The sequence below is a fragment of the Sphingomonas sp. CFBP 13714 genome, from assembly GCF_014842205.1.
Taxonomy (GTDB): Bacteria; Pseudomonadota; Alphaproteobacteria; order Sphingomonadales; family Sphingomonadaceae; genus Sphingomonas; species Sphingomonas aerolata.
The window spans coordinates 97,445-119,827 of sequence record NZ_JACYVG010000003.1 but is presented as its reverse complement, the minus strand read 5'-3'; the positions used below and the strand labels follow the sequence as shown (position 1 = coordinate 119,827).

Sequence of the window (22,383 nt, the reverse complement as noted above, 5' to 3'; positions counted from 1 at the left end):
GGGATCGGGACGGCGCGATGGGCGGCCAAGGGGATTTTTGAGTGAGCAATGCAGTGGCAAACGGCGACGCGCCCGTCGACGCGACGAGCCCGTGGTCGATGTCGATGGCCACCTGGTGGTCGGTGCTGAAACGCAGCTGGGCCGAAGCGAGCGACGATAATATCGGCCTGATCGCCGCGGGCACCGCCTTTTACGCATTCGCGGCGATCGTGCCGCTGCTCGCCTCGATCGTGCTGATCTACGGCCTGGTCGCGGACACGGCGACCGTCGTCGCCAATATTCGCGGCCTGTTCCAGGTGCTGCCGGCGGACGCCGCCAAGGTCATCGGCGACCAGCTCGCCACCGTGGTCGGGACGTCCGAGGGCAAGAAGGGGTTCGGGCTGATCTTAGCACTCGCGCTTGCGCTCTATGGTGCGTCGAAGGGGGCATCGTCGATCGTCACGGCGCTCAACATCGCCTATGAGGAACGCGAGACCCGCGGGTTCTTCGCGCTGTACATCCTCGCATTCTCCATCACCGCGGGCGCGGTGGTTCTGGCACTGACCGCCGCGCTGTCGACCGCGGCCTTCGCATTGCTCGACAGCATGATACCGGGGGCTCCCGATTTCGTCCTGACGCTGCTGCGGCTTACCAGCTATGCGGTGCTGGCAATGCTCGCCGTCACAGCAGCGGCGTGCCTGTACCGGTACGGGCCGAACCGCGCGCATGCCAAATGGGCGTGGCTGACCCCGGGGTCGCTTGCAGCGACGCTGATCTGGCTCGCCGCGACGGTCGGCTTCGGTTTCTACGTCGCCAATTTCGGGAATTACGGCGCGACCTACGGCTCGCTGAGCGCGGTGGTCGTGCTGCTGACCTGGCTGTGGCTGTCCGCCTATGTTTTCCTGCTCGGTGCCGAGCTCAACGCGGAGCTCGAGCATCGCACCACCCGCGATACGACCACAGGGCCCGAGCGCCCGGCCGGTGCGCGTGGCGCTGCCGTTGCCGATGCGACCGTGACGACGCCCCCGCCATCACACACGCCCGATGTGGCAGAACCGCGCCGTGGCGTGCGAACCGCGCAGACCGCGGCCGCATCGCGGGCCGCGCGCGCGCCGATGCCGTCGGTTCTCCTCGCGGTCGGCGGGCTGGGTGCGCTGCGTCGAGGTTCCGGCAAGGCAGGCATGATCCTGCTGGTCGTCGGCGGCGCGCTCGCCTGGGCGGGCCGGACGTCCCCGGAGGGTGACGACGATGCCCAGCGTTCCGCTTAAGCTGTTCTTCGACGGCGGCTGTCGTCCGAATCCGGGGCGCATCGAAATCGGAGTCGTCGTTCGCGGCGTGACCCATATCTTGGACGACTGCGGCCACGGCACCAATAGCGATGCGGAATGGCTGGCGGCGATCCATGCGCTGCGGGTCGCCCGCGAACTTGGCGCGGTCTCGGTCGATCTACGCGGCGACTCCGCGCTAGTGGTGGGGCAGGCGCGCGGCAACGCGCGCTGTCGATCGGCGGAGCTTCGCGCGCACCGCGACGCCTTTCAAGCGCTCGCCGCGACGTTCGAGACGGTGAAGATCCGGCATGTCGGCCGGTCCCACAACCTTGCCGGGATTGCGCTGGCCCGCCTGCATCCGCGCTGACCACTAGGCCCTCTCACCAATCCTCGATTGACAGTGCTGGTCGTGGCGCGCCAGCCTGCTATAGCGCTACCATCGTTGGTCCGTTCCTGACCGCCGACGACAGAGAGATGCGCGCGCTCCCGTCACACCGACTGGAGAACTGCGTTGGCCATCGCTCCATCGTCCCCGACCCCCGCAAAGACTGCAACATCGCCCCTCGCGCTGATGATCCGGAAGCTCGAGACCCATGCGACGCTTGACCGACGTGATCGCGAGGCGATCCAGGCCCTGCCGCACCATGTCCGCACGTTCGATGCATCCGCCTATCTCGTCCGCGAGGGCGACAGTCTCCAGCATTGCTCGGTGCTGGTTTCGGGCTATGCGTTTCGCCAGAAGGTCACCGGCGACGGGTTGCGGCAGATCGTGTCGCTGCACATTCCCGGCGAGCCGCTCGATCTCCAGCATCTGTTTCTCGATCTCGCGGACCACAACGTCCAGACGCTGACGCGTGCCGAGGTGGCGATCATTCCGCGCGCGGCGCTGCAGAGCCTGGCCTCGTCGCATCCGGCAATCGGTCACGCGCTGTTCGTCAACACGCTGGTGGAGGGATCGATCTTTCGCGAATGGGCGCTGAACGTCGGGCGGCGCGATGCGCGAACCCGGCTGGCGCATTTCCTGTGCGAGTTCGCGGCGCGGCTCGAGGCGCAGGGTCTCGACGGGGTCAGGGGCTATGAGCTGCCGATGTCACAGGAACAGATCGGTGATGCGCTCGGGCTGACCGCGGTCCATGTCAACCGGACGATGAAGCTGCTCGAAAGCGAAGGGCTGATCGTCCGTACCAGACGATGGATCAGCATTCCCAGCTGGACCGCGTTGCGCGAGGTCGCGGACTTTTCGAGCCGCTATCTCCACGTGAGGCCCAAGGCCGACTAGTCGCGCGCTGCGGCCAGGGCCGCGAGGATCGACGCGGCGAGTTCGGGACGGCAGATCAGGAGATCGGGGAGCAGCGGATCGACGCAGTTGTAGACAAGCGGGCTGCCGTCGATCCGCGACGCATGCAGTCCCGCGGCGATCGCAACCGCAGCCGGGGCGCAATTATCCCATTCATACTGGCCGCCGTCATGAAGATAGGCGTCGGCACGGCCATCGACGACGGCCATCGCCTTGGCACCCGCCGATCCCATCGGGACCATCGTCGCCCCCATCGCGACACCGACGCGACGGGCGATGTCCGGCGCACGCGAGCGGCTGACGACGATCCGCAGCGGTTCGCCTGGGGGCGCCCAGGGCCGTGCCGGATCGTCGGTCGCGAAGACCGCGTCGCGCGCAGGCACCGCAACCGCACCGACGCGCGGGACGCCATCGATCGCGAGGCCGATATGCACCGCCCAGTCGTCGAGGCCCTCGGCATATTCGCGTGTGCCGTCGAGCGGGTCGACGATCCAGACACGCTGCGCTGCACAGCGGCTGCGATCGTCGAGCGATTCTTCGGACAGGATGAAATCGTCCGGTCGTTCGGCGCGCAGCCGGTCGATGATCAGCATATTGGCCTCGCGGTCGCCCGCCGCCCCCATCGCCGCCCCCGCGATCGTCCCTCGCGCCCGGATTTCCTGCAGGAGCGCGCCTGCCTCTAGCGCCACCGAGCGCGCGAGTCCGGCATCAGTCAGGTCGGTCGTCACAGGTCGTAGCTCCAGACGCCGATGACATGTTCGACGATGCGCTCAGCTGCGGCCTCCGGGCTCTCGCGGGTCGTATCAATGCGGATGTCGGGAGACTGCGGCGCCTCGTACGGGCTCGATATACCGGTGAAGTCTGCGATCTCGCCCGCGCGTGCCTTGGCGTAGAGCCCCTTGACGTCGCGTGCCTCGGCCGAGGCGAGCGGAGTGTCGACGAAGATTTCGACGAACTCGCCCGGCGCGACCATCGAACGCACCATGTCCCGCTCCGCGCGGAACGGCGAGATGAACGCGGTCAGCACGATCAGCCCGGCATCCGCCATCAGCCGTGCGACCTCGCCGATCCGGCGGATATTCTCGATCCGCCCGGCTTCGGTGAAATCGAGGTCGCGGTTGAGCCCGTGACGGATATTGTCGCCGTCGAGCAGGAAGCTGTGCCGGCCGAGCGCGAACAGCTTCTTCTCGACCAGGTTCGCGATCGTCGACTTGCCCGAGCCCGACAGGCCGGTGAACCAGAGTATCCTGGGCGACTGACCCTTTTGCGCGGCATGCGCCTCGCGCGTGACGTCGATCGATTGCCAGTGGACGTTCTGCGCACGGCGCAGCGCCGATCCGATCATTCCCGCCGCGACGGTCGCGTTGGTCGCGCGGTCGATCAGGATGAAGCCGCCGAGATCGGCACCGTCGGCATAAGGCTCGAACACGATCGCCCGGTCGGCATAGACCTCCGCGACCCCGATATCGTTGAGTGCGAGCGTCGAGGCGGACAATTCGGCCTGCGTGTTCACGTCGACGACGTGACGCGGCGGCTGGACCGTCGCCCCGACGACCTGGGTGCCGAGCTTCAGCTGATAGCCGCGGCCGGGTACGAGCGGCGTGTCGGACATCCAGACGATCGTGGCCAGGAACTGGTCGGCGGCCTCGGGCGGCGCATCGGCCGCGGCGATCACGTCGCCGCGCGAGCAATCGACCTCGTCGGCGAGCACGATCGTCACGGACTGGCCGGCGACCGCCTCGGTCAGGTCACCGCCGAGCGCGACGATCCGCGCGACGGTCGTCGTCTTTCCCGACGGGACGACGCGGACGCTGTCGCCGGGGCGCACGGTGCCGCTGGCGATCATGCCGGCAAAGCCGCGGAAGTCGAGATCGGGGCGATTCACCCATTGCACGGGCAGCCTGAACGGCTGCGCCTGGCGCGCGTCGACGTCGATCGGCACGGTCTCGAGATGCGCGAGCAGCGGCAATCCGGTGTACCAGGGCATCGTCGCCGCTTGGGTCGCGACATTCTCGCCGGTCAGCCCCGACAGCGGGATCGCGGTGAAGCGGTCGATACCGATCGACGCGGCAAAGGCGCGATAGTCCGCGACGATCGCGTCGAACCGCGCCTCGTCATGGCCGACCAGATCCATCTTGTTCACCGCGAGCACGATCTCGCGAATGCCGACAAGGTGCGCCAGATAGCCGTGACGGCGGGTCTGGGTCAGCACGCCCTTGCGCGCATCGATCAGGATGACGGCAAGGTCCGCGGTCGACGCGCCGGTGACCATGTTGCGCGTATATTGCTCGTGCCCCGGCGTGTCCGCGACGATGAACTTGCGCTTTTCGGTCGAGAAAAAGCGATAGGCGACGTCGATCGTGATGCCTTGTTCCCGCTCTGCGGCAAGACCGTCGACCAGCAGCGCGAAGTCGATATTTTGCCCCTGCGTGCCGACCCGGCGGCTGTCCGCCTCGAGCGCTGCGAGCTGGTCCTCGAAGATCGTCTTGGAATCATAGAGCAGCCGGCCGATCAGCGTCGACTTGCCGTCATCGACCGAGCCGCAGGTGATGAAACGCAGCATCGACTTGTTCGCATGCGTATCGAGATAGGCGTCGATATCCGACGCGATCAGCGCCTCGGGCGTATAGGCGGACATCAGAAATACCCCTCGCGCTTCTTCTTCTCCATGCTCGCCGCCTGATCATGATCGATCGCGCGGCCCTGACGCTCGCTGGTCGTCGTCAGCAGCATTTCCTGGATGACGTCGGGCAGCGTCGCCGCCTCGCTTTCGACCGCGCCGGTCAGCGGGTAGCAGCCGAGCGTCCGGAAGCGGATCGACCGATCGACCGCGACTTCGCCTTCGCGAAAACGGAACCGTTCGTCATCGACCATCAGCAGCATCCCGTCGCGCTCGACGGTAGGGCGCGGCGCGGCGAAGTAGAGCGGGACGATCTCGATCCCTTCGGCCAGGATATATTGCCAGATGTCGAGTTCGGTCCAGTTGGACAGCGGGAAGACGCGGATGCTCTCGCCCTTCGCGATCCGCGTATTGTACAGACGCCAGAGTTCGGGGCGCTGTGCTTTCGGATCCCATCCATGGCTTGCCGAGCGGAAGCTAAAGATGCGCTCCTTGGCGCGGCTCTTCTCCTCGTCGCGCCGCGCGCCGCCAAACGCCGCATCATAGCCGCCCGCAGTCAGCGCCTGCTTCAGCCCGTCGGTCTTCCACATGTCCGTGTGGCGGCTGCCATGGTCGAACGGATTGATCCCGAGCGCTTTCGCCTCGGGATTGGTGTGGACGATCAGTTCCACCCCGGCTTCCGCCGCGGCGCGATCGCGCAGATCGTACATCGCGCGGAATTTCCACGTCGTGTCGACATGCAGCAGCGGGAAGGGCGGACGCGCGGGGAAGAACGCCTTCTTCGCCAGATGCAGCATCACGGCGGAATCCTTGCCGACCGAATAGAGCATCACCGGGCGCTCGGCCTCGGCGACGACTTCGCGCAGGATGTGGATGCTCTCGGCTTCGAGGCGTTGCAGATGTGTGAGCCCGGTCATTGCGTTCCCAGATAGGCCCGCCGACGCGGTGTGCGACGAACTTATACTGTTGGCCGCGAAAGCGCGATCAGTCGCGCGGCTGGTCGACCGAGTCGATCAGCCGCCCGCCCGCCATGAATACCGCGGTCGAACAGGCCGCCGCGAGCAGCCAGCCGCCATAGCCGGGATACTGCTCCAGATAATGGCTGCCACGTTCGACCGCCCCGAGACCGAGCCCGTAGATGACGAGATACGCCTCGAACTTGGTCTTGATCACGAACAGGCGGCAAAAGCGTTTCCACATTGCCGCAACCTAGCAACGGTCGTGCCAAGCGCGGAATTGCGCCGTTTGCGCAGGGTCGGGGTTGGTTAATTGTCAATTAACCCGACACGGCAGAACTCTGCGCTTCTGACGCGAGAATACCGGAAAACCTCCGCTGTTTCCACCGAGACGAAGGGTGTGAAATGGAAAACCGTCAGAGCCTCAATGCAGTTAATTCGCGGTGTCCGTCGTGAGGACGTTGACCGGCGTCGGCGGCATATTCTGCGCCGCCCACCGCGACCTCAAGTCAGGTGCGCTCCACGGTCATAGCTGGGAAGTGACGGCTTGGTTCACCGGGCGGCCGAACGCGGCGCATCGGCAAGAGCAGCTTGCCGCGATCCTACGCCGTCTCGATCACACCGAGCTTGGCGTTGAGCTTTCGTGGGGTGAAGACATCGCTCAGCGGATAGCCGAGCGGGTCAACGATAGCATGTGTGTGCAGGTGGACGTGTCTCGCCCGCTCGAGCGTATCTACGCGCGGTGGGAACGCTGATGGCAACCGTTTATCACGGCACGCCGGTGACGCCCGCTCCCGCGCTAGACGCCGTTTCCGGCCGATCGTTCTGCGTCAGCTACTATCGGCCCGATAGTGTCGAGGCGGTCGAGGCGATGGCGCCGCATATCATGTATGACAACGGAGCGTTCAGCTTCTGGATGCAGGCCGTGCGGGCTGGCATTGACCCAATTGAGGCAGGCCGCTCCGACTGGACCCCGTACTATAATTGGCTTGCGGGCAGGCTCTATGAAGCCGGGCGCTGGGCGGTGATCCCTGACCGTCCTGCCGCACCGTCCCAGATCAACGACGGCTTATTGAACGACTGGCCATACGGTCGGTCGCGAGGCGCGCCAGTCTGGCACATGGATGGCCCGCTCGACCGCTTGGCGCGCCTATGCGAGCGGTACGATCGGGTCTGCCTTGGTTGGATAGGTGACCCGAAGCGTGAGCCTGTCGGATGTGATGCGTATCGTCGGCGCATGGACGAGGTCGCGGCGCTTCTGGGGAATTACTGGCACCCCCTCCACATGCTCCGCGGTGTCGCGGTCGGTGGAGACTACCCGTTCGTGAGCTGTGACAGCACCAGTCTCGCTCAGAACCATCACCGCTACCGACTTCGTCTGTTCGCCGGCACGCCTGACGAGTGGTCGGGTGTGCGGGCATATGCCGATAAACTCGAAAGGATGGCGGCATGAAGCCAGACTGGACAGCCGAGGAGACAAACGCCGCGATCTCATTGCGGGCGAGCGGTCTGGCCTATTCCGTCATCGGAAAGCGGATCGGGCGTACCGCGCAAGGCGTGAAGCGGCGTCTGCAATACATTCGGGAGCTCGCCGCATGACCCTCGTCATCCTCGCGCTGGTCAGCTTCGTCCAGGTCTTCGCCCTCGGGTTCCAGAGCAAGAACGTCAACCACGGCAATTATGGATGGGCCGCCGGGACGTCGTTCTTCATTGGGATCTCGCAGGCGGCGGTCTGGCGGCGGATCACCGGCCCGGACGCCGGCGCTGCCGAGTCCCTCGTCTATGCCCTCGCCGGATCGGTCGCGATCGTCAGTGCGATGGCGGTGCATCAGCGATTCATCCGGAAGGCCGCCGCATGACGAAGCTTAAGCAAGGCGCCGCCCTGTATCGGACGATCGGCGGCGCACGCTGGCAGTGGCGATCGGACTCTGCGTTCACCTTCAAAGGCACGGGCGTCCGCCACCGGCGAGCGCCCGATTACGACGGGTGCTTCATTCACCCCGATGACGAACATGCCGCCGATTACATCGTCGACCAAGAGCGCAAGCGCCGCGAAGCCGCCGCGCGGGAGCGCGCATGATCATCGACACCCTCAATCCCCGATACAGGAGCGCGAGTGCATGACCGATGAAACTATGATCGCGGCCGCCCGGCTCTTTGCCGCCGCAATCGAACACATGCAGGAGGGCTACGACTGGGACGGCTGCGACTTGCAGGCTACGTGCAAAAAGATCGGCCTGACAAAAGAGCGGCTGTACGACCCAGCCAACGACTTCGGCATCGAGGCCAGCGACGGTGACATGGTCTGGGTTCCTACCGCCGAAGGCCAAGCATTGCTCGACTTTGCCCGCGCACAGGGCAGTCTAGAGAACGCCTGTGGCTGATCCGAGGGCGGGCAGTGCATGGACACTCGGATCGGTACGGGATAACTTATCCGCATGAACCTAAAAGATAAACATGATCGTTGGATCTTGCACTTTTGGGGCTTTGGACTCGCGGCCGTTGTCGTCGGCTTCTTTGCCCAGGGGGAAATGGCGCTTGCAAACCCTGTCCACCTTGCAACGATAGGCCTTGGTGCCGGGCTCGCAATAATTGCCGGGCATTCTGTCGCTTTAGCGGACGACGGCAAGGGCAAACTTGCAACGGCAATCGCGACTATACTGACCATCGCCGTTGGCGGGCTAGTAATATATGAAGGCGCCGCCGCTGATAAGGATATACAGGCAAATATTGCCCGTTGCGCAGTCATCCAGCAGGATATGCTGTCCGTAGCACCCCGCCGCACAGACGGTGCTGACCTATTCCAAGCCCTCGGATGCAAGCCTCATGGTGATGGCATCGTGCATTGGCCGGCCAAGGTGCCCAGCCAGCAGATTGCTCCACGGCATGCGATATCAAGTCCCCGCGGAGATCGGCCGCAGTCCTCGTCACGATGAGCGGCCGGAAGCGCTGGACCTACCTCGACCAGATGGTCGGCACAGGGGAGATTCAAACCGCTCGGTGCGCCTCTGGACCGATCCGGTCGCGGCACATAGTCTCTCCGAACAAGGAGAATGACAATGGTGACCGACGAGAGTCTGAAGACGACAAAGAACGCGACGGCGGTGATGGTTACGGTGCTCGTTCAGGTGCTGGAAAAGCACATGCCAGGCATTGAAGCGGACTTTCGTGAACGGCTCGGACTTGCCTATGCCGAGATAAGAAACGATTCTGACGACCTGAACGGCTTGGAACTGCTAAACTGGACGCGAACTTACCTCACAGGATTTAGTCCTGTCGCAGGTCGGGGCAGCCCGTTTTTAGAAGGGTATGAGCCCTAAGTGCCCCACTCGGGGCCTTCCTCATCAGGATAGCATCCGCGAGACTTTGCGTGTTGAACGGCGCATAGGTGCGCGAGCTGGGTAGCCGGGGATGGAGTGTCCAGTGAACCCGTTGAAGATCGTCGTTTTAATCATTTGGAGCGTCGGGTTCGTATTTGGCGGCCTTATCGTGCTATCCCTCTTCACGATGGGCGACTGTCTAGAAGGCCCGAAACATGCGGCATGCGTGATAGCGACGAAGAGAACTTTTTGGGTGATAGCGACCATCGAACTAGTGGTTTACTTCAGATTGACGTGGTCTCTGTTTCTGCCAAGCGGGCGCAAGCGGTAGGCAAGTAGCGGCCCGGTTTAGGCTCCCCACTCGGGGCCTTCTTCGTCCGGATAGAACGCGTGGGGATCGTAAACCGGTCGCTGCGCCGGCCGCGCGTGACGGGGAGGCGGGCGCTTCGGAACATCGGGGACCGGGTCGGGCAGGGTAGGGACACCACCTCCGAACCGTATTCGGATGTATGCGCCGCTTCCGTGCATCGCCTAAAAGACGGCATCGCGTCCGCTCAACCTTTCCTCCGTTTAAGGAGCATGCTCTGGTCTGGCAAACGAATGAAACAGGTAGTCCGGGTCAAATTCCCCAAGCCTAGCAAGTCCGTCATAGTCAAGGATTTGGATACGGCGTTTGTCTACTACAAAGAGGCCTCGATTACGGAGCCATCGCAGTACACGATTAACGTGAACGCCTGTAAGCCCTGTCACCTCGCCAATGTCAGGCTGGGTCAATGGAAAGTGAAACGCGTTATCCGTGACCAGGCCGACCATGTCGAGGCGCACGTATATCTCGCATAAAAAGTTTGCAATCCGTGCTTCTGCACGATGTCGTCCATGCGAAAATATCCATTTCCGATGTATTGCGGCGTCTAACAAAGTGCTAAACCAAAAAGCATTTGCGAGGCGGGGCGATTTTTGTGTTATATCCGTCAAGTCTTGACGGTCAAATGTGGCAACCTTAACCTCACCAATAGTTACGATGTCATGATCAAGTTGCTTTAACGGCAACGCGTGGAGATCAACAAAGTCGCCAGGTACATGTATTCCGACCGCTTGGCGCGCACCGGTCTGGTCGTTTTTATATCTGCATGCAAAGCCTTCTAGAAGCAGTGTGCTTTTGACGACCTCTTCCCCACGGCATGCTAACGGCTCTCGCGCTGGAACCTCGATTACGTTGGCAATTTTACTTTCGATCATTCGGGGCCCTCCTTCTCGAGAGAGCCGCACTCGACAAGTTCATTTAATTTCGTGCTGCCGTGGATCAATGCTTGGAACGATCCGCAGCCACTGGCCGCTGATTGCCGGTGGGAGAATCGGCATGCTGATCACCTTGCGAGCTGAAGTTTTATGCGTCTCGGCCAATGAGGGGCTGGTGCTGATCGACGGCCCTGGCCTCGCTGTCACACTCGACATTGAAGCGGCGTCAGCGCTGTCCGATCAGCTGCTTGCCGGATGCACCTTGGCTCGGCAGCAACAGCGGGCAGCGATCGGTCAGGCACCCCACTCCGACCCATGCTCGTTCGGCTAGAACGGGCGCTCACATAGCTAGCGCACAAAAAAAGGGCAGCCTGAGCCGCCCAAGGTAAGGGGTGATGCCGATGCCGACAGAATTCCGTCAGCAGGCAAGGAATGGGGTAGAGCAACTGTCCCGATATGCCAAACCAATTTTGTTTAATCGAAGCTGCGTAGGCTCTGGGCGCAACCCGGCCAAATAGCCGGCATGATAGCATTGCCAAAAAGCCCTGTCCTTGAACCGGAGAGCGGATCAGTCGATGCTGTCGTTGTGCGGCAGTTCCTCACTTTCGAGGATCCAATGGCGCTAGATAGGACCTCCGACATGAGCATCCAGAACGATCGTCTACCGGACCTTGAGGAACCCTGCAGAGCGTGCGGAGGAACGGGAAATTCATCGCCAGCCCAACCTGGTCAAATGAGGGCGAGCTTTCATTGTGAAGTCTGCAAAGGTTACAAATTGGCTCCGACCGAAGCAGGTCAACAGCTTATTGAGTTCATCAGCCGGCGATTCCGCATCTCCGACTACGAGGTCCAGCGGGATATGTTTGGCTGATCACGCTCCCCACTCGGGTCCTTCCTCGTCAGGATAGAACGCGTGGGGATCGTAGACCGGTCGCTGCGCTGGCCGCGCCTGGCGAGGAGGCGGGCGCTTCGGCACATCGGGGATCGGGTCGGGCAGGGTAGGGACACCGCCTCCGAACCGTATTCGGATGTAAGCGCCGCTTCCGTGCATCGCCTGGAAGACGGCGATCATCTCGCCTTCCTTCATCCGCTTGCCAATGAGCGGCGCGCGCTCGGCGCTGACATAGCCTAGCTGGGTGCCGCGATCGCTGAAGATGGCAACGGCATTATTGTCGAACGGGTTGGCCGGCTCGAGGCGCAGCTCGACCGCGTCGCCCGGCGCGCAAAGCATGCACTCCATGCGCCGGTTGCTCTTGCTCTTGTCCTCGTTTGGAAAGTCGATGCCGACAATGGATGTGGTTAATTCGTCCATAAGGATGGTTTGCCTTAATCGGTCCGCCCCGCATAGGTTTCGCGTATGATCACTGACCGAGAAGTCTGGCTCAAGGCGATGGCGATCGTCGAGACCTATGGGACGCGAGAGGCGGGCTCGGCAATCCGCGCCATCGTGAACAGTCTCGACGAGGAGCCCAGGTGGAGCGAATGGCTCCAGGTTGCCGCTGCCGTCGACGAGATCGCCGAGGCCACCCCGCAATGACCGATCCGAACCCCATGAACTCGAGAGCATACGGTTCCTTGGTTTGAGCGTGTTGGCGAATGGTGCTGATCCATGTGATTGACCTGCTGCCACGCTCAAAGTCGAAGCGGCGTTTCCGCTGTCCAATCAACATCTCGTCGGCTGCGCCATGGTCCGTTAACGGCCGCATCACGATGACGAGGCGGAACTGTCAAAATCAGTCCCGTCCGCACAGATAGCTACATGAATTAACGTATGTTGTGAACGCGGTATCTAATCGAGGATGGCCGACCGATGATAATGTATTCTCCTATTGATAAGTTAGGAGTCTACAAATGGCTGACACGCTGCGCATTAACCCGTTCACTGCGATTGCCGTCGAGGGCGCGGTTTTAGTGGAGGCTGGTGGATACGCTATGGCGATGACACGCGAAGCAGCTTTGGCCTCAGCGAAGGATCTGTTGGCCGCGTCCGCTCATGCCAAACGGCAGGCTGCTGTGCGTGGGAACAGTTAGTCGGCCAAGTTATGCCTAGGGTAGTTGGGAATACGCGCATTCCCGACAAACGTACGCGCTGACAAAAAGGAACATACATTGATTTTAACCCTGATTGTCGAAGGATGGCTTGGCCTCTGCCGATCTACTTTGTAACAAAACCACCTATGAATACGCCCTTTGGACACGACGCAGAAATTTTGCGTTCCGCGATCGCATGGGCGCTTCATGTCGCCGACGCATCTAACAATCCGCTAGTGGCTTCTTTTTTGGCCGATGCACTTCACCATGCCGAAGATGGTGCCTATGGATCTTGCGCCGCCACTGGTGCAAATTCACTAGGTTGGAACGCGGGTGCGTTGTCTCCCGAGCGTTGAGTTAAATCAAAAATCCGGGTTTTAGCGTGCGCTTCAGGCACCATCTTGAGCAGTGCCGCACGCATTGCTTTTACGGCGTCCCGTTTCCCAACACTTTTGCCGCGGGCCTCAGTGATCGCGTCGCGTTCGTCAGCCCCAAGCGCTCGCCCTAACAGTCGCTCATAGTACGGGACGAACTTGCTGGGCTTCATATTGCAAACATACGTCAAACCGCACTCGAAGACCAATGTTAAGCGCTGAACTCGGGCCCAGTTGGTCGGGGTAGAATGCATGGGGTCGTCGACCAGTCGCTGGGCCGGCCGCGCCTTGCGGGGAGGCGGGCGTTTTAGAACAGCGGGGACCCGGTCGGGCAGAGTAAGCACCCCGCCTCCGAACCGGATCCGGATGTCGGTGCCGCTTTTGTGTATCGCCTGGAAGACGGCGATTTCATCTGCTTGCCGATCAGCGGCGCACCGTCAGCGCTTGCATAGCCCATCTGAATGCCGCGCTCGTTGAAGATGGCAACGGTGTGCTCGTCGTACGGGTTGGTCGGCTTGAGGCGCAACGCGACCGCTGGTCCAGGCGAACACCGCGCGTACTACATATGCCGGTGCTCTTGCTCTTGTCCTCGCCCGGGATGTCGATGCCGACAATGGAGGTGGTCAGTTCGTCCATTGTGGGGATGTAAGGTTTTGCCCCTCGTATCGGACGGTCTAAATTACTCTGTGCAACGGCGACTCGACATCGATGGAATTAAGATGAACGATCTAAAAACATGGTTTCAGCCAAAGGTTGTCGGAATAGGATGGACGCCGCGAACGTGGGAGGGTTGGGCACTCATTGCGGCCGTGATTGCCGTTGGAGCACTCGTCGGAAGACTGGACCCTTAAGGCAGCTCATTGCGCTGTGCAGATAGTTTACCCGGATCGGCCGCTGACACATGGCCTTGCTCGATGATGAGCGACCGAGAAGTGTGGCTGAAGGCGTGGGACGTTGTCCGGACGCATGGCGTACTGGAGTCGGCACCTGTCGTCGCCACTTTGCTTGATATAATGGGCGATGATCCCCACCACTCCGATTGGGCGCGCGTCGCTGCAGCTGTCGATGCGATCAATGAAGGGCCGCTGCAGTAGTGTGGCGTAACGAACGCCTAGGATTAGTTATAAGGTAGGCGGGCTGTTTAAAACTGCGCACACTGCTTTGTGAAAAGCAGTGAGACCCCTTGGTCTTGCTCCTCGGGCCTGCAGCGATGAGATGCCAGTTAGACATATGACGCGGTCGCGAACGGAAAAAATGCCCGGCTCGGAAAGCCGGGCATTTTTAACTTCAGCCGTTGTAAGGTTCACCATTGTCTTAGTCACGGACTTGTTTACACCCAGCGGGATGTGTCAATGATAACAATAGTTATTACCAGGCTGATGACAATGTTACCCGCGGATGGGCTTGCCGATTGGCCAGTAGCGCATTTGAACCCCCCTAAGTTAAAAGTGCTCGTCTTTCGACAAGGGGATTTATGCATTAGAACTGTTGAGTAATCGCGACTTAATGCGGTTAAAGTTAATTAACTGCAAATCTTTGCTGCCGATGCTGCCCGCGCGTTGCTGACTTCGGTATATGCGCCCGATCGACGCCGCTGCCGCACAATGCCGTTGAATGAGGCCGTCACACTCTGCCTCCGACCGATTTGGTTATCCTGCTGCGTGCCCTCCCAAACATCACTACGGACCAGCGCTTGGGGCAGTGATGCCCGAGACAGCGCAGGGCGGAGCGGGCCGCTGGTGTGTCTACGCGACCGTTAGCTGTCTCACCGAGCGTGGCTCGGAGGCTTGGACCACCAGGCCTGTGCATCGGATGCTGCCGAGATCCAGACAACGTCGCTATGCCCTTAAGATAAATCGCATAATCAATCTATAATATGATACGTTAGACCATTCAGGCACCTGCGGCTTGACGATAGGAGATGGATGGTCGTCGTACTGGATACTGAGTGCTTTACCGCGACGCCCTGGAAAAGCTGCGTTCGGCTTGAAGGAGCAGGAGTCACGCTGACCCTTTCCCCCGCAGCGGCCATCAAACTCGCGGATTCGCTTATAGACGCGAGCGCTGTGGCCCTAGGGCAGGTGGCGATGAAGGAAGCTGGGCTGCGACTTAAGCCTGACTGATTGTAATCACACTTGAAAAGTACACCGTATGAATTGATTGTTTTAGGCTCGCGCTTCAGCTGTCGCACTGGTTGTATATGGTGCGAAGGTGTGCGTTGCGAGATACTAGAACGGGTCAACCACAATAGGCGTTGAGCCTCTGAAGCAGACTTTTGTAAAGTCCCGCTTTCAATTTCGCTTCGACGACAACGCTTGTTATTAGTTCATCATATTCGTGTTGATTGTCACTAAGATGCCGTAGACTTTTTGATCGACTTTGCTTCGTACATGATCTTATCGGCAATTCGAATGGCCTGCTCAAAGTCGCTTCCTGTGGCAGCGCCCAAGCTACACGTTGCACGCCACTGTGAGGTTTCAAGCGCAGCTATCAACGCCTGATGGATGCTGCTAGACTTTCGCTCACCCGCGGCCTCGTCTCGAACTGTTAAGCAAAACGCAAATTCATCACCTCCAAGGCGTGCAGTGATATCGTAAGGCCGAACGGAGGCGCTGAGTGCATGGGCGACGATACGCAGCACCTCATCGCCTGCGGCATGTCCATACTGGTCGTTGACCGCCTTAAATCCATCCAAGTCTATTACGCCACACAATAGGATCCTGCGATCTCGAGCAGCCGAAGACTCCTGTCGCTTGCCCTCTCGTTGAAAGGACCTTCGGTTGCCCAGCCCCGTGAGTGGGTCCATCAACGCGTTCCTGCTCTCGTGGTCGAACGCTCGACGGAAGGCACTCACGAGGAGGATTATAAAGATCACTCCGAGGACAAGCATCGAGGCATTCCAAACAGCCGCTGCGGCAGTAATAGAAGTTGCCCTAGCTGACAGTTGATCAGCGAAGCCATTTAAATGTAGCGTTGTGAAAATTGCCGAGGTGCCGGCTATGAGGCCAGCGATCCGTCCAAAGCACCAAGTCGTTAAACATAGAGGTACAAGGTACACTGAATTAAACGAGTAGAGCGGGCCCGTCACAGCGTCGAGGACAAAAAGCCCAACCCAAATCGGCGCTATCCATGCGAGAGCGGACATAGGGCTTAAGCGTGCAGACTTTCGCATTACGCTTTCCAGCAGCGTTGTTTCCGCGCTACGGCGAGCCTTCAATGGAAAACTATCAAATCTAGCTGCTTTCCTCCAAGCTATGCGCGCGTCCATGTCAGCGGGTATTTTCCGTTCAGCGCCGGTCGCTCGATCCGTCATTGGGAATGTCCGAGTGCAGCGGCCTTCTGATCGAGTTGGAGGTAGCGACGGTTAAAGCCTGCTACGCTTTTGAGCTGGTCCCAGGCAGGAGACGAAATCAGGTGGCGGTCTTGCTCGAGAAGGCCGTCCTTTATCAGACCCTTGATCGTTCTATTGACGTGAACCGCTGTCAATCCGACAGCATCGCCAATCTGTTGCTGCGTCAAAGGCAACCTAAATGGCTGATCTTCTGCTAGCCGGCATGGATTGAGCCTACTCGCAAGCTCGCAGAACAGATGCGCTATCCGCGCTCGGGCATTACGGCGTCCGATATTCACAATCCACTCGCGAGAAATTGAGGCCTCGATCAGAGCGCTTGCCATTATCGCATTCGAAATGATCGGGCGCTCGCAGGTCAAGTTGCGGATTAACGTCTCGTCTACCGCGGCTACCATACAGTGCGCTGTCGCCTGCACGCTGCAATCATTATACGCGAATTGCATATGCTGAATGTTGATTATGTCGCCCGGCAGTCGAAAACCGACAATCTGGCGAAATCCATCACTCGTAACTTTATATGCAATAGCAAAACCTGAGACAATAACTTGGAATTCCGTACACGTTGCGTCGTTCTTTATTATATGCCTACCGGGATTATATGAATATAACGAAAACGGGAGCGCAACTATGGCCGCACGATCATCGTCCGCTAAGGCTGAGTTTAAAGCAAACTTCTCAAGCATCGGCGAAAGTGGGCCACTAAAGGTCTGCAAAAAACTGTCCCAACAGAATGCGTGCAAGACGACGCGCACCTAAATTCGACGTCTTAATTTCGCGTCTCGTTGTACCTAGCACGTACTAACGGTCTATGAACGCAGTAAATGTGCCTCATAACGACACCATATCCTATAGGTAATTTCAGGCCGCGACGCAGGCCTCGAAGCGTCATTCTGAGGCCCTGTCATGGAGACGCTGCTTAACATCGTCACGACGACTGGGCGCTCCGCTGCTGTGCTGGACGCTATGCAGAACGTGCCTTGGCTCGCGGGGCGTGATGCCTTGCCTGGCGTGGGCAACCGCGCATAGTCCTAGGATATGACTACACCGTCAGTGCATCCAGATGTCATCAAGTTCCGCGATGACCGTAGATCGCTACAGGCATACGAGCTAACCGATAAGAATGACGGCGATCCGATAGCGGACGCGCTGACGATCGAGATTAGGCGGCGTAAGCTCGGGCTATGATGAGCACTCGAGAAGTTTGGCTTAAGGCGATGACGATCGTCGAGGCACGCAGACTATTTGTATCAGAGCCGATGGTCGATACCTTGCTGCACATCGTGGGCCCCGAAGCCGACATCGGCGATTGGGCGCGTGTTGCTGCCGCTGTCGACACGATCAAGAACGGGCGGATGCATTAACCCGACCCGTGGAGCGATCGTTCATAAAACGCTGCTGTGACAAGTGTGTCATAACGAGAACTTGCAAGGGGCGGTGGGCCTTTGCAATGCGCCACGGGACGGGGTTAAATCCAGACATAACGAGATCTTAGCGACCCTGACGGACGATAGCCACATGAACACCTATCGCCGCTCGATGGCTAATGCCGGCAACAATCCGCTTGATCGGCGGTGCTCAAACCGAACGGCCATGAGTCATCCGGCCGTACTCATAACGTCTCTCGGAGATAAGCATTCGGCAATCATTCAAAACGTGTCTACCCTGGGCTTCAAGATTCGCTCAGAATACGGGGTCACTGTCGGACGGTTTCTCTCAATCGATATACCCGGGCTCGCTACGTACTCGGGCTGGGTAGCTTGGTCTTATCGCGATCAATTCGGGCTTGACGTGGCCAACGCCATTCCGGAGCCAGTTATCAAACACATCATCGCGATGGCCGTACAGGCAGGCGAAGGTCCAGCCCCAGGCTTTACCTGATGATCGAACGGGCGTCGCCACAGCGATGAATGCGACCGCCTCTAATCGGTGGCGTCAGAGCCCAAGGTGTATCCGCATAAACCGGGCGAACCGAGTAGAGACACCATAGCCAACCGAGGTCGCCAGGATAATAGCGATTGGGAGGCCCCAAACGATCGCGAGTACGCCATACAGAATCATCATGCGAGAATGATGGCAGAAATACTGATCGCGACTAGTTACAAATTCATTCTAGGGGGCGAGGGGGTCGCGAAACCAAACCAGTGCCGACTACATCGTAACGTCGTGCGCGGGTTAGTGTCGGAAGCCTGCAGGCAGCACAGCTGCACTAGTTCGCAACCGGCGCCTTAATCATCCAGTCGTTGAACCGACCGAAGCGCTCTACCTGCCCGCAGACAGGTCGCTGCGGTTTCGGTGAAACGCCCGGCTCTTTCGAACCGGGCGCCCTGATCACTTAATCGGCTTGTCGACGATCCAATAACGCATTTTCGGTCCCCTTCTGGGCTGATAGAAAACGCCGACCATCTCGGCGTAACCGACGTTAAAAGGTTAATATTTCATTAATACTAATTGCTCGCAGTGTATTGACGACCTTACGACGATCCGGTGTCCTCAAGAGGCAGGGTGAGTTGTTTACAAAAGCATTGTTCGTGCGTTTGCGCTGCGGCAGATGCCGGCCACGTTCGGTGCGGGAGTGCGGCAAGCGCCCGGAGACGGCGCGGCCTGGGCGGCTGCACAGTGGCCCGACCGGCGCGTCAACAGTCGGATCAATGAACCTGACCGAAGAGCGCTACCTGCCCGGGGACGAGGCGCTGCTAGACTATTAGCGCCCCGACAGCCGTTCTACATAGCTCGAGACTAAGACGGGATTTGTTCAGGCTGACGCGCCAGCGACGGTCGATTTCGCCGTCTGAGTTCTTAACAAGATAATTTGCCGTTATGCATTGACCCGGACCGTGCCGCGAGAGCAACGACCGCCAGCAACTCGCCTGAAGGACGCCCCCTTGACCGCCCAAATCGACGTGCTCATGTCAACCTATAATGCCGGCCGGTTCCTGCCCGAGACCCTGGCTAGCATTCAAGCACAGACGATCCGGGACATCCGGATCATCATCGTCGATGACGGCTCGACTGACAATTCACCGGAACTGCTCGCACAAGCCGCGCGACAGGATCCGCGCATCCACGTCATCACGCAGGCCAATGGTGGGATCGTCGCGGCACTCAATGCGGGGCTTGCGGCCTGCACCGCCCCTTTTATCGCCCGGCATGATGCCGACGACCTGTCGAACCCAGACCGGTTAGAGCGGCAGATCCGCTATCTCGAGGCAAACCCCGACTGTGTTGCGGTCGCGGGCGCGGCACGGCAAATCGACGCGGACGGGCGCTGGCTCGGCACGCTGACGCGGCTTCGCGATCTCGCGCGCGCTGATCCGTTCAGCATCCCTGCAACCGAGCCCTACCTGCTTCAGCCGATGTTGATGGTGCGTGCCGAAAGCTTTCACGCGGCCGGTGGCTATCGCCCTCTACTGATCGCGGAGGATTCTGATCTGTATTGGCGGCTTCAGGGCTTCGGTCGGCTGCACAATCTTACCGAACCGCTGGGCAGTTACCGAATGCATGACGGCAGCATTACGAGCCAGTCGGTCGTTGCCGGGCGTCGGGGGGCCTTGTGCGCGCAGCTCGTCGCAATCTCGGCGCAGCGTCGCACGCGAACCGTGCCGGATCTGGTGTTCGATCTCGCGCTGTACGACGCAATCAAGCAGGCGACGACGATGACGGACCTCTACACGGTGGGATGCGCGCAGCTATCCGCGGCGGAGCAGGACTGGCTTGCAGTTGCACTGTCCGCAAAACTCGTCGAGCTGTGCTTTTACAGACCGTTCGAGCCATCGGTCGAGGATTGCCGCTTTATCCGTGATGCACTGAACGCGCATGGCGACATCATGACGCCGGACAACCGCATAGCGCTGCAGGAATTGATAATTGGAACCGCCGTGCGCCTCGCCATCAAGGGGCTGATTGCAGAGGCGCTGGTGCTGGCGCCGGCGAAGCGCCTGCCGACCGTGATGGCACGAATCCTGTTCCGCGTCGCGCTCCCGAGCACGCTGCGGACCCGGGTTAAGACGCTCGTCGGGCGGTGACCCGGGACGATAGGCTGGCTAGGCGGACCGGCGTCGAGCCGCTAGGCCGCGCAGCTCGGTGATGATCGGGTGACGGTAGTAGAGAAGCGCGAGCGCCCAGAGCAGACCACCGGCCACGACCGACATCGCGACTTGCACGAACGGGGTCCGGGCATCCCATCCGTGCCACATCATCAGCAGGAGCGGCGGGCAGATCGCTGCGATGGTGACCACCGCGCTGCGTCTATAAATAGGGAGAAAGTCTCCGTCGTGGCTTCCTGTCATTCTCTTGATGTGCGGCAGATAGAGGAATACGGCGAACATGCCTTCGGCGACGCGGCCCACCATGGCGCCGGTGAGGCTGAACAGTGCGCCGGTCACGAACAGCGCAACCCCAACAGTCGCCCGGATAATTTCGAACCGTGCCTGTTTCGAGGTCTCCTTCGCGACCACAAAGAGCTCCCACGCCATCGTAACCGAAACCCACAGGATTCCGTTGAAGCACAGCACCGCCAGCGGAAGCGCAAGCGCGGTCCACTTCGCGCCGTAGAGGATGTAAACCATTGGTCCCGCCAGAACGGCCATGCCGGCGAAGGCCGGCCATAGAATCGCGGTCATGAATTCGAGCACCCGAAGGTAGCGTAACCGCAACGGTGCGCCGTCGCGTGCGATCTGGGCAAAGTCGGCGATTAGAACCCGCGCGAGAACGGTATGCACGTTATCCGACAGGATGCTGAAAAGGTTGTTCGCGCGGGAATAGAGACCGAGGGCCGACAGCCCGCTAAGATTGCCCAGCGCAAAATTCGATACTTGGTTTTGCATCTGTACGACGCCATTGATCATCAGCATCCGTGAGCCGAACTTGTAGATGTCGCGCCAGTGACGGGTGCCCAGGCGGAACTGGACGTGGCGCGGGGCGACGAGGCAGGTCGCAACTGAACCCATGACGGCCGTTATGACGCTGCCATAGGCGAGGCTCATGTAACTAAAGCCCGCGATCGCGAATAGGACTGTGCAGATCGTCCCCGTCAGAGAACTTATCAGGCGGATCGTTGAGATCGATTTAAAGTTTCCCTCTCGCTGGAGCAGTCCGGTTGGGACCAGCGACAGAGCATTGATCAGCGGCGTCCAGGCGATCCAGAACAGCACCGCCTGAACCCCGGGATCTTTGAACAGCGCCTGGCCTAGCAGGCCGAATGCGACAATGATCGCGCTGATAGCGATAGACAGCAGAATGTTGACACTAAAGACCGACGACAGGACATCGCGGTCCACGACGTCGGCACGGATCAGATAGTTGCCAAGGCCAAGCGACTGAAACGCGGTGATCATGCCGACCGTTGCAAGCGCAATCGCGAACACGCCAAGCTCGTACGGGGTCAGGATCCGCGCCAGCACGACCGAGCTGCCAAACTGTATGACGAGCATCCCCGTCTGACCGATTGCCGCCCACAGGAATGAACGGCGAATGGAGCCGGGCGCCTGCCCCTTGTGATCAGATGCGACGTCCATAATTCAAGGCCCTTAAGCAAGCCCTATCCGGCAGCGAATAGGGCCCGGTATTCATGGTTTGGGGGGTGCCGACGCCCTGAAAGCCCATCAGGCTTGAAGCTCGGCTATATCGGTAGTGATTGATCGGCGCTCTGCCGGCGGCTCTACGCGTAATCGATGGTCGCAGGCTCGCAAGAATTCAAGTGCGGCGACCATCGGGGCAGGCCGCGCGGTCGCCAGATAGGCGGTTGCGCAAACGCGGTGGGGACATTCATGGTTAGGCCGGACAGATACGAGATGGGATCAAGCCCTTCGGTGCTGACAAACATTGGGATCACTGGACTGACCGAGGGCCACGCGTCCCAATAGCTTCGTTCCGGCACCGCCGCCAAGAAAAACGTCCGGCATCACCGCGTTGGCGGAAGTTTTTGATCTATTGCTGTCACCCTAGCGGA

Annotated in this window: 27 protein-coding genes and 1 pseudogene; 17 read left to right on the top strand and 11 right to left on the bottom strand. The window is 60.2% G+C overall.

Annotated features, from left to right (window positions below; genetic code table 11):
* The first annotated feature begins 41 nt into the window (after nt 1–41).
* From IFT54_RS08485 to IFT54_RS08475, 3 genes are all read left to right on the top strand, one after another.
* A complete protein-coding gene (locus tag IFT54_RS08485) occupies nt 42–1,247 on the top strand; it encodes a YihY/virulence factor BrkB family protein (RefSeq protein WP_342354790.1) in 1,206 nt (401 codons plus the stop codon).
* On the top strand, nt 1,228–1,614 hold the full coding sequence (locus IFT54_RS08480) for a ribonuclease HI family protein (RefSeq protein ID WP_192070285.1): 387 nt from the start codon (nt 1,228–1,230) through the stop codon (nt 1,612–1,614). Before IFT54_RS08485 ends, IFT54_RS08480 begins: the two co-directional genes overlap by 20 nt.
* Before the next feature lie 204 nt (nt 1,615–1,818).
* Nucleotides 1,819–2,526, top strand: a complete 708-nt coding sequence (locus IFT54_RS08475) for a Crp/Fnr family transcriptional regulator (protein WP_192070283.1) — start codon at nt 1,819–1,821, stop codon at nt 2,524–2,526.
* On the opposite strand, the gene IFT54_RS08470 is transcribed toward IFT54_RS08475, so the two are convergent.
* From IFT54_RS08470 to IFT54_RS08455, 4 genes are read right to left on the bottom strand one after another with little or no spacing between them, the layout of a single operon-like run.
* Nucleotides 2,523–3,272: a 3'(2'),5'-bisphosphate nucleotidase CysQ gene (locus tag IFT54_RS08470; RefSeq protein WP_342354789.1), complete on the bottom strand. Its 750-nt coding sequence runs from the start codon at nt 3,270–3,272 to the stop codon at nt 2,523–2,525. The two genes, IFT54_RS08475 and IFT54_RS08470, sit on opposite strands and share 4 nt — an antisense overlap.
* The gene (gene cysN, locus IFT54_RS08465; RefSeq protein WP_192070282.1) at nt 3,269–5,182 is read right to left on the bottom strand and encodes a sulfate adenylyltransferase subunit CysN; all 1,914 of its coding nucleotides are present in this window, start codon (nt 5,180–5,182) and stop codon (nt 3,269–3,271) included. Before cysN ends, IFT54_RS08470 begins: the two co-directional genes overlap by 4 nt.
* Nucleotides 5,182–6,126, bottom strand: coding sequence for a sulfate adenylyltransferase subunit CysD (cysD, locus tag IFT54_RS08460; protein WP_416365587.1), 945 nt, complete (start codon nt 6,124–6,126; stop codon nt 5,182–5,184). The genes cysN and cysD overlap by 1 nt, the downstream gene beginning before the upstream one ends.
* A gap of 22 nt (nt 6,127–6,148) precedes the next feature.
* Nucleotides 6,149–6,364, bottom strand: a complete 216-nt coding sequence (locus IFT54_RS08455; RefSeq protein WP_192070278.1) for a hypothetical protein — start codon at nt 6,362–6,364, stop codon at nt 6,149–6,151.
* Nucleotides 6,365–6,581: 217 nt separating this feature from the next.
* On the opposite strand from IFT54_RS08455, the gene IFT54_RS08450 reads away from it, so the two are divergent.
* Genes IFT54_RS08450 through IFT54_RS08425 form a run of 6 tightly spaced genes read left to right on the top strand, consistent with a single transcriptional unit; the run spans nt 6,582 to nt 8,504 of the window.
* Nucleotides 6,582–6,875, top strand: a complete 294-nt coding sequence (locus IFT54_RS08450; protein ID WP_192070272.1) for a hypothetical protein — start codon at nt 6,582–6,584, stop codon at nt 6,873–6,875.
* A complete protein-coding gene (locus IFT54_RS08445) occupies nt 6,875–7,573 on the top strand; it encodes a hypothetical protein (protein ID WP_192070271.1) in 699 nt (232 codons plus the stop codon). Before IFT54_RS08450 ends, IFT54_RS08445 begins: the two co-directional genes overlap by 1 nt.
* Entirely contained in the window at nt 7,570–7,719 is a 150-nt protein-coding gene (locus IFT54_RS08440) for a hypothetical protein (RefSeq protein ID WP_183935495.1), read from the top strand. The genes IFT54_RS08445 and IFT54_RS08440 overlap by 4 nt, the downstream gene beginning before the upstream one ends.
* Nucleotides 7,716–7,979, top strand: coding sequence for a hypothetical protein (locus IFT54_RS08435; RefSeq protein ID WP_192070270.1), 264 nt, complete (start codon nt 7,716–7,718; stop codon nt 7,977–7,979). The genes IFT54_RS08440 and IFT54_RS08435 overlap by 4 nt, the downstream gene beginning before the upstream one ends.
* Entirely contained in the window at nt 7,976–8,200 is a 225-nt protein-coding gene (locus IFT54_RS08430; protein WP_056408078.1) for a hypothetical protein, read from the top strand. The genes IFT54_RS08435 and IFT54_RS08430 overlap by 4 nt, the downstream gene beginning before the upstream one ends.
* Before the next feature lie 40 nt (nt 8,201–8,240).
* Nucleotides 8,241–8,504, top strand: coding sequence for a hypothetical protein (locus IFT54_RS08425; protein WP_192070269.1), 264 nt, complete (start codon nt 8,241–8,243; stop codon nt 8,502–8,504).
* Between the two features lie 60 nt (nt 8,505–8,564).
* Here IFT54_RS08425 and IFT54_RS08420 read toward each other — a convergent pair whose 3' ends face one another.
* Nucleotides 8,565–8,723 carry a hypothetical protein gene (locus tag IFT54_RS08420; RefSeq protein WP_156360414.1) on the bottom strand — a complete coding sequence of 53 codons (159 nt, stop codon included), beginning with the start codon at nt 8,721–8,723 and terminating at the stop codon, nt 8,565–8,567.
* Nucleotides 8,724–9,179: 456 nt separating this feature from the next.
* Here IFT54_RS08420 and IFT54_RS08415 point away from each other — a divergent pair, with 456 nt between their 5' ends.
* The gene (locus IFT54_RS08415; protein WP_192070268.1) at nt 9,180–9,440 is read left to right on the top strand and encodes a hypothetical protein; all 261 of its coding nucleotides are present in this window, start codon (nt 9,180–9,182) and stop codon (nt 9,438–9,440) included.
* Between the two features lie 570 nt (nt 9,441–10,010).
* Here the strand turns inward: IFT54_RS08415 and IFT54_RS08410 are convergent.
* On the bottom strand, nt 10,011–10,679 hold the full coding sequence (locus IFT54_RS08410; RefSeq protein ID WP_192070267.1) for a Crp/Fnr family transcriptional regulator: 669 nt from the start codon (nt 10,677–10,679) through the stop codon (nt 10,011–10,013).
* A gap of 67 nt (nt 10,680–10,746) precedes the next feature.
* On the opposite strand from IFT54_RS08410, the gene IFT54_RS08405 reads away from it, so the two are divergent.
* Entirely contained in the window at nt 10,747–11,010 is a 264-nt protein-coding gene (locus tag IFT54_RS08405) for a hypothetical protein (protein ID WP_192070266.1), read from the top strand.
* A 192-nt stretch (nt 11,011–11,202) separates the two neighbouring features.
* Nucleotides 11,203–11,550 (top strand): hypothetical protein, encoded by a 348-nt coding sequence (locus tag IFT54_RS08400; RefSeq protein WP_342212570.1) that lies wholly within the window; start codon nt 11,203–11,205, stop codon nt 11,548–11,550.
* Here IFT54_RS08400 and IFT54_RS08395 read toward each other — a convergent pair whose 3' ends face one another.
* Entirely contained in the window at nt 11,551–11,991 is a 441-nt protein-coding gene (locus tag IFT54_RS08395) for an HIRAN domain-containing protein (RefSeq protein WP_192070264.1), read from the bottom strand. It lies immediately after the preceding gene.
* Nucleotides 11,992–12,036: 45 nt separating this feature from the next.
* Between IFT54_RS08395 and IFT54_RS08390 the strand changes: the two genes are divergently transcribed.
* Together IFT54_RS08390 and IFT54_RS08385 are read left to right on the top strand one after the other, a co-directional pair.
* Entirely contained in the window at nt 12,037–12,216 is a 180-nt protein-coding gene (locus IFT54_RS08390) for a hypothetical protein (RefSeq protein WP_159510873.1), read from the top strand.
* A 314-nt stretch (nt 12,217–12,530) separates the two neighbouring features.
* Nucleotides 12,531–12,710, top strand: coding sequence for a hypothetical protein (locus IFT54_RS08385; RefSeq protein WP_192070263.1), 180 nt, complete (start codon nt 12,531–12,533; stop codon nt 12,708–12,710).
* A 681-nt stretch (nt 12,711–13,391) separates the two neighbouring features.
* Here IFT54_RS08385 and IFT54_RS21000 read toward each other — a convergent pair.
* The 3 genes and pseudogenes from IFT54_RS21000 to IFT54_RS08375 all read right to left on the bottom strand — a co-directional run.
* A pseudogene (locus IFT54_RS21000) lies at nt 13,392–13,622 on the bottom strand (hypothetical protein); the annotation flags it as partial.
* A gap of 1,812 nt (nt 13,623–15,434) precedes the next feature.
* Nucleotides 15,435–15,890, bottom strand: coding sequence for a GGDEF domain-containing protein (locus tag IFT54_RS08380; protein WP_192070262.1), 456 nt, complete (start codon nt 15,888–15,890; stop codon nt 15,435–15,437).
* 503 nt (nt 15,891–16,393) lie between these two features.
* Nucleotides 16,394–17,149 (bottom strand): Crp/Fnr family transcriptional regulator, encoded by a 756-nt coding sequence (locus IFT54_RS08375; RefSeq protein WP_192070261.1) that lies wholly within the window; start codon nt 17,147–17,149, stop codon nt 16,394–16,396.
* 501 nt (nt 17,150–17,650) lie between these two features.
* On the opposite strand from IFT54_RS08375, the gene IFT54_RS08370 reads away from it, so the two are divergent.
* The 3 genes from IFT54_RS08370 (at nt 17,651) to IFT54_RS08360 (ending at nt 20,458) form a co-directional block, all read left to right on the top strand.
* Nucleotides 17,651–17,797, top strand: a complete 147-nt coding sequence (locus IFT54_RS08370) for a hypothetical protein (RefSeq protein ID WP_159510867.1) — start codon at nt 17,651–17,653, stop codon at nt 17,795–17,797.
* Nucleotides 17,798–17,951: 154 nt separating this feature from the next.
* Entirely contained in the window at nt 17,952–18,314 is a 363-nt protein-coding gene (locus IFT54_RS08365) for a hypothetical protein (protein ID WP_192070260.1), read from the top strand.
* Between the two features lie 1,004 nt (nt 18,315–19,318).
* Nucleotides 19,319–20,458, top strand: coding sequence for a glycosyltransferase family 2 protein (locus IFT54_RS08360; protein ID WP_197975279.1), 1,140 nt, complete (start codon nt 19,319–19,321; stop codon nt 20,456–20,458).
* A gap of 18 nt (nt 20,459–20,476) precedes the next feature.
* Here the strand turns inward: IFT54_RS08360 and IFT54_RS08355 are convergent, their stop codons facing one another.
* Complete coding sequence (locus tag IFT54_RS08355; RefSeq protein ID WP_192070259.1) at nt 20,477–21,949, bottom strand: lipopolysaccharide biosynthesis protein; 1,473 nt, start codon at nt 21,947–21,949, stop codon at nt 20,477–20,479.
* Nucleotides 21,950–22,383 lie beyond the last annotated feature (434 nt).

Coding starts and splice junctions, on each gene's coding strand:
- IFT54_RS08480 (WP_192070285.1), top strand. CDS start 1,228: ATGCCCAGCGTTCCGCTTAAGCTGTTCTTCGACGGCGGCTGTCGTCCG.
- IFT54_RS08475 (WP_192070283.1), top strand. CDS start 1,819: ATGATCCGGAAGCTCGAGACCCATGCGACGCTTGACCGACGTGATCGC.
- cysN (WP_192070282.1), bottom strand. CDS start 5,182: ATGTCCGCCTATACGCCCGAGGCGCTGATCGCGTCGGATATCGACGCC.
- IFT54_RS08455 (WP_192070278.1), bottom strand. CDS start 6,364: ATGTGGAAACGCTTTTGCCGCCTGTTCGTGATCAAGACCAAGTTCGAG.
- IFT54_RS08445 (WP_192070271.1), top strand. CDS start 6,875: ATGGCAACCGTTTATCACGGCACGCCGGTGACGCCCGCTCCCGCGCTA.
- IFT54_RS08440 (WP_183935495.1), top strand. CDS start 7,570: ATGAAGCCAGACTGGACAGCCGAGGAGACAAACGCCGCGATCTCATTG.
- IFT54_RS08435 (WP_192070270.1), top strand. CDS start 7,716: ATGACCCTCGTCATCCTCGCGCTGGTCAGCTTCGTCCAGGTCTTCGCC.
- IFT54_RS08430 (WP_056408078.1), top strand. CDS start 7,976: ATGACGAAGCTTAAGCAAGGCGCCGCCCTGTATCGGACGATCGGCGGC.
- IFT54_RS08425 (WP_192070269.1), top strand. CDS start 8,241: ATGACCGATGAAACTATGATCGCGGCCGCCCGGCTCTTTGCCGCCGCA.
- IFT54_RS08420 (WP_156360414.1), bottom strand. CDS start 8,723: ATGCCCGGCAATTATTGCGAGCCCGGCACCAAGGCCTATCGTTGCAAG.
- IFT54_RS08415 (WP_192070268.1), top strand. CDS start 9,180: ATGGTGACCGACGAGAGTCTGAAGACGACAAAGAACGCGACGGCGGTG.
- IFT54_RS08410 (WP_192070267.1), bottom strand. CDS start 10,679: ATGATCGAAAGTAAAATTGCCAACGTAATCGAGGTTCCAGCGCGAGAG.
- IFT54_RS08405 (WP_192070266.1), top strand. CDS start 10,747: ATGCTTGGAACGATCCGCAGCCACTGGCCGCTGATTGCCGGTGGGAGA.
- IFT54_RS08400 (WP_342212570.1), top strand. CDS start 11,203: ATGATAGCATTGCCAAAAAGCCCTGTCCTTGAACCGGAGAGCGGATCA.
- IFT54_RS08395 (WP_192070264.1), bottom strand. CDS start 11,991: ATGGACGAATTAACCACATCCATTGTCGGCATCGACTTTCCAAACGAG.
- IFT54_RS08390 (WP_159510873.1), top strand. CDS start 12,037: ATGATCACTGACCGAGAAGTCTGGCTCAAGGCGATGGCGATCGTCGAG.
- IFT54_RS08385 (WP_192070263.1), top strand. CDS start 12,531: ATGGCTGACACGCTGCGCATTAACCCGTTCACTGCGATTGCCGTCGAG.
- IFT54_RS08380 (WP_192070262.1), bottom strand. CDS start 15,890: ATGGACCCACTCACGGGGCTGGGCAACCGAAGGTCCTTTCAACGAGAG.
- IFT54_RS08370 (WP_159510867.1), top strand. CDS start 17,651: ATGACGATCGTCGAGGCACGCAGACTATTTGTATCAGAGCCGATGGTC.
- IFT54_RS08365 (WP_192070260.1), top strand. CDS start 17,952: ATGAACACCTATCGCCGCTCGATGGCTAATGCCGGCAACAATCCGCTT.
- IFT54_RS08355 (WP_192070259.1), bottom strand. CDS start 21,949: ATGGACGTCGCATCTGATCACAAGGGGCAGGCGCCCGGCTCCATTCGC.